The organism is Finegoldia sp. (genome assembly GCF_046991905.1).
Taxonomy (GTDB): domain Bacteria; phylum Bacillota; class Clostridia; order Tissierellales; family Peptoniphilaceae; genus Finegoldia.
In genome coordinates this window covers 1-3,495 of sequence record NZ_JBKWZF010000016.1, presented here as the reverse complement: position 1 = coordinate 3,495, position 3,495 = coordinate 1, and the positions used below count along the sequence as shown (strand labels likewise).

The window sequence follows — 3,495 nt, the reverse complement described above, 5'->3', positions numbered from 1 at the left end:
TTTAAAAAATTCTCTTTATCTTCCTTACCCTTTGCTATATCACTTAATCTCATTTCCCATTTTGCTGTTGTCTTTGGAGATTTAAACTCATCTATAACTATAGTCACTAGGTTTAATCCCTTTCTAGTTGATATTAGGTTTTTCTTTTCTCTTTTTATATAACCTTTGTATATCAAATTTTCTATTATTCCCGCTCTTGTAGCAGGAGTACCAAGTCCTTTTCTCTCAACTTCAACATCCTTAACTAATTCATCATTCCCAGCTATTTCCATTGCTTTTAAGAGTGTGTCTTCAGTGAAGTGTTTAGGTGGATTTGTATACTTCTCTTTTATAACTTTATTTTCAATATATAAAAAATCTCCTATTTTTGCATCAGGAAGTTGTATATCTTCTTTCTTCTTTGATTTATATTCTTCTAAATATTTTGTAAATCCTTCTTCAGCAATTATTTTATAAGTGTTTATAAATTCAAACCCGTCAAATTCAGCCACTATCTTTGTTGTATTTTCTACAAGTGGATATCCAAAACTTGCATAGAGTTTATTTGTTATAAGTCTATATACTTTGGCTTCACTTTCCGGGAGATTTGAAATATCCTTATTTAATGAACTTATCGTTGGAATTATTGCATGATGATCTGTAACTTTTTCAGAATTAAAAACTACCTTAATTCTTTCTGTGTCAAAATCATTTTTTCCTATAATATTATTTACAGTGCTTTCTATCATGTCTACTGTCAAATATCTTGAATCTGTTCGTGGATAGGTAATATACTTCTTTTCATACAGACTTTGGGCATAATCTAGTGTTTGTTTTGCACTGTATCCAAAATACTTATTACATTCTCTTTGAAGTGTTGTTAGGTCAAGTGGTAGATTAGGCTTTGTAATATTTTCTTTTTTAATTACATCGGTTATTTCAATTCTTTCTTCGATTAAGTTTTTTAGCTGCTCTGCCACTATCTTATCATCAATTCTATCTGTTGACAGTGTTAATCCATTCATGGAAATCTCCACTGTATAATATTTTTCTTTTTTAAAACTATTTATCTCATCATCTCTATTCACAATCATTGATAAAGTTGGTGTTTGTACTCTGCCTACACTATAATTTTCATTATATAGACAGGAGTAAAGTCTACTTATGTTCATTCCAACAAGCCAATCAGCTATGGCACGTGCCTTAGCTGAATCAAAAAGATTATCATAATTACTTCCATCTTTTAAGTTGCTAAATCCTTCTTTTATGGAAGAGTCTTCCATTGAGGAAATCCAAAGACGTTTCATTTTCTTCTTACAATTTGCCATCATATATACAAGTCTAAAGATAGCTTCTCCTTCTCTACCAGCATCACAAGCATTAATAATGGTATCAACTTCATTACTATTCATTAATCTTTTAAGAATATTAAACTGTTTTTTTGTTGCCTTCGTTACCTCATACTTGTATTCTTTTGGGATAATAGGTAAATCTTCAATTCTCCACTTCTTATATCTTTCATTATACACATCAGGATTTGCCATTTGTACTAAATGTCCAACACACCATGAAACAATATATCCGTTTCCCTCATAATATCCATTATTTCTATTTTTTGCTCCTATAACTTTTGCTATTGATGCTGCAACACTTGGTTTTTCTGCGATTACTAATTTCATTTTTCCTCCTTTAGTTTTTTAATAAAAAAATGAGAGATTAAATTTTCAATCTCTCATCTTTTTATAGCTCTACTGATTTTTTATTTCTTCTATAATATTTATTCCATTATCTATTACATCTTCAAACTTTATGTCCCTAGCATAAAGATTTTTCTTCGAATAAGAATTCCATATATCTAAAAAAGCTTGATCTGTTTTTAACATTCTCATTAAACTGATGATTTTATCTATATCAAATTCCGTTTTTCTATAATCAAAAGTTCTAATACATGCTTCTTTTAATATCTTGGTATCAATTTCTTTATCTTTTAATTTATAAATTATATAAAGATCATAGTAATCCTTACTTCTGCTATTTAAAAACCCCCTAGAGTATATTGTTTGAATTTTTTCTGCCACAATTGTTTCAATAGGATAGGCTTTAATTAAAATATCTTCTTGCCCAAAAGCACTTATATATTTATAATCTATGGGATGTGGTGTGATAACATCACCTGTTGCAATATCAAGAGGTACAATTTGTCTTATATTCTCCATCCTACAAAGTATACTTACACGAAACCCTCCATACTGGTCATCTTCCTTGATTGTACTTATTCCATTTACTTTATAGGATATATCATCTGAATGACTTGCTTCTAGTAATTCTTGTATTGTTTTTAATACATTTTCTTCTGATAAATGCATATTTCTTAAAAGAAGATCTATATCTACTGTGCTTCTTGAATCTATGCCTACTACATTAGATAAAAGAAAACCTCCTTTAAAAATAAATTTTTCATGATACTTACTCTGTGCTAATTTTTTTAATATGCTTTCCAAAAAATAATATAACATTACTGAATTAAATGGGAGTCCTGATTCTTTGCTTATATTATGACAAATGGCGGTTAACTTTGCTTTATTCATATACCACCTCCATTACTTCCCTTACTTTATCTTCTATTCCCATTTTTCTTGCTATTTCATATAGAGAATGTATATCCTTATCCTTATATTTAGAATAGGAACGAATGAGTTTTACATAAACTTCAGTATCCATTTTTTCTTTGTTAGAAATAAAATCACAAAGTATTCTTTCGTAGGAGTAAACATTCACAATGTTTCCAAACATTGTCTTTTTCTGTATAATTCCTAGATTATAAATAGATTTTTTTACATAATTGATATTAAGTGTATCTTGTTTCTCATTAAATTTATATCCATTGTATACTGTAACATCTATTCTCCATGGAATTTTGTCCGTTACCCCAAGTAGAAACAAAGCTGTCTCATAGGAGAATATCGCCTTTCCATACTGATATTGGAAAAAATAGTATTCATCGAAATCACCATCTTCAATAATATATATTCCTTTTTGAACTCTAAACAATTTTCCTTCTTTTGCTAGTCTACTTAAGTATACTGTAGGTATGTTATTTTCTCTGCAATAAGCAGATGTTATAATACCACCCGATTCTTTTAGATGTATTTCAATTTGCTTTCTATAATTCATTATATTCATCCCCTTGTTGTATTTACACTTATATTATATATTTTTATAAGTGTATTTGCAACAAGGATTTGAATTTCTATCCCAATTTATTTCAAAAATTATCAAGAAATTTCATATCATCAAATTCTTAATTATACAATCAATCATTTATACTTAGCTTCCCTTTTATATTAAGTTTGGGCTGTCGTTTTGTTCGTCGTTTTTTTATTAAATCTAATTGTACTTTTCTATCGTATGTTTATAAATTTATACGATAATTGAGTTTATTGTTGTACTTAATCTACTGTTTAAATCATTGAGAAGATTAAAATTCATCTTCATCTGGAATAATTTCTGTATCTT

Annotated in this window: 3 protein-coding genes; all 3 read right to left on the bottom strand. The window is 28.3% G+C overall.

The annotated features are described in order from the left end of the window. A partial coding sequence (locus ACLUJM_RS07630) for a DNA topoisomerase 3 (protein WP_412412568.1) occupies window positions 1–1,658 on the bottom strand: 1,658 nt, incomplete at its 3' end. 69 nt (window positions 1,659–1,727) lie between these two features. After that, window positions 1,728–2,567: a nucleotidyl transferase AbiEii/AbiGii toxin family protein gene (locus tag ACLUJM_RS07625; protein WP_412412567.1), complete on the bottom strand. Its 840-nt coding sequence runs from the start codon at window positions 2,565–2,567 to the stop codon at window positions 1,728–1,730. Beyond that, the gene (locus ACLUJM_RS07620) at window positions 2,560–3,153 is read right to left on the bottom strand and encodes a type IV toxin-antitoxin system AbiEi family antitoxin domain-containing protein (RefSeq protein WP_002842321.1); all 594 of its coding nucleotides are present in this window, start codon (window positions 3,151–3,153) and stop codon (window positions 2,560–2,562) included. The genes ACLUJM_RS07625 and ACLUJM_RS07620 overlap by 8 nt, the downstream gene beginning before the upstream one ends. Window positions 3,154–3,495: the final 342 nt, after the last annotated feature.

Bases quoted from the DNA above. Each gene is read 5' to 3' on its own strand.
- ACLUJM_RS07625 (WP_412412567.1), bottom strand. From the start codon at position 2,567: ATGAATAAAGCAAAGTTAACCGCCATTTGTCATAATATAAGCAAAGAA.
- ACLUJM_RS07620 (WP_002842321.1), bottom strand. From the start codon at position 3,153: ATGAATTATAGAAAGCAAATTGAAATACATCTAAAAGAATCGGGTGGT.